Below are 1,313 nucleotides of genomic sequence, written 5' to 3' on the forward strand. Positions count from 1 at the left end.
ATCCTTTTATATTTCCTGCTTATTCCATTCCGTAATCTTTTTATCGGTCGGAAGAAAGAAAGCTATTATACCTAGTAATGGCAGTACTCCGAGCCATCTTATCATTGTTTGCATCCCAATCCAGTCTGCAATATAACCAAGGCCCACAGAACCAATTGCCCCCATTCCAAATGCAAGGCCAACTGTTAATCCTGACATCGTCCCAATTTTACCTGGGACTAATTCCTGAGCGTATACTACCGTAACTGAGAAACTAGTCATTAAGATAAATCCAGTGATAATCAGGAATATAAACGCCAGAGTCGGCGGTGCATACGGAATCAAAATAGAAAAAGGAACGGTCGTTAACATTGAGATAGAAATAATGGTTTTCTTTCCAAAACGATCTGATAGAGGCCCTCCAAAAAAAGTACCGACTGCGCCCGAAACTAAAAAAGCGAAGAGGAAGAGCTGAGACTGTTTAATCGTCAAGGAATATTCCTTGATTGCATAAAAAGTATAAAAATTTGTAATCCCAGAAGTATACCAAGTTCTTGCAAAAATTAATAACAGAATCAAGACTAATGTAGTTTTTACCTCTTTCGTTAACCCTTTATTCGTTCCAGCACTAGATTTCTTTTTCTTTAATACATTTGGAGAAACTATTAATCTCTGATGGTACCAATTAGCGATATAGACCAATAAGATTACCGCAAGTGCAGCCACAACCGTAAACCATGAAGCTCCGATTTGCCCAAGAGGAACTAATATTAATGCTGTAATTAAAGGGGCTAATGCCTGCCCTGTGTTACCGCCGACTTGATATATTGATTGAGCCAATCCACGGCGATTTCCCGCTGCCATATAGGCAACCCTAGAACCCTCTGGATGAAATACCGCTGACCCAAGACCAATGAACAGAACGGACAGTACGATCAAACCGAAGCTTGAAGCAAATCCTAATCCAAGAATACCGACTAAAGTGAAAGTGAGCCCAACCGGCAGTGCGTAGGGCATTGGTTTTTTGTCAGTAATAAACCCGACAATAGGCTGCATAACGGACGAAACCATATTTAAGGAAAAAGCAATTATCCCAAGTTGGGTAAAACTCAGTCCCATTGATTTTTCAAGAATAGGGAACATCGCAGGGACGACAGCCTGAATGGCATCATTTAATAAATGGCACAATCCAATAATAAATAAAATTTTGTACATGGTTGCTTCAGAAGTATTGGGTTTCTGTGATGGTAAAACTGCTGGTTGACTCATAAACATCCCTTCTTTATTAAAATAGTTAGTAAATATTTGCTAACTTTATCTTACTATCGAATGAA

1 protein-coding gene is annotated in these 1,313 nt (G+C 39.1%); it reads right to left on the reverse strand.

The features are described 5' to 3' along the window. Nucleotides 1–6: 6 nt before the first annotated feature. On the reverse strand, nucleotides 7–1,248 hold the full coding sequence (locus tag V7659_RS30900; protein WP_335543818.1) for an MFS transporter: 1,242 nt from the start codon (nucleotides 1,246–1,248) through the stop codon (nucleotides 7–9). Nucleotides 1,249–1,313: the final 65 nt, after the last annotated feature.

The sequence above is a fragment of the Neobacillus drentensis genome (assembly GCF_036966985.1).
Classification (GTDB): domain Bacteria; phylum Bacillota; class Bacilli; order Bacillales; family Cytobacillaceae; genus Neobacillus; species Neobacillus drentensis_E.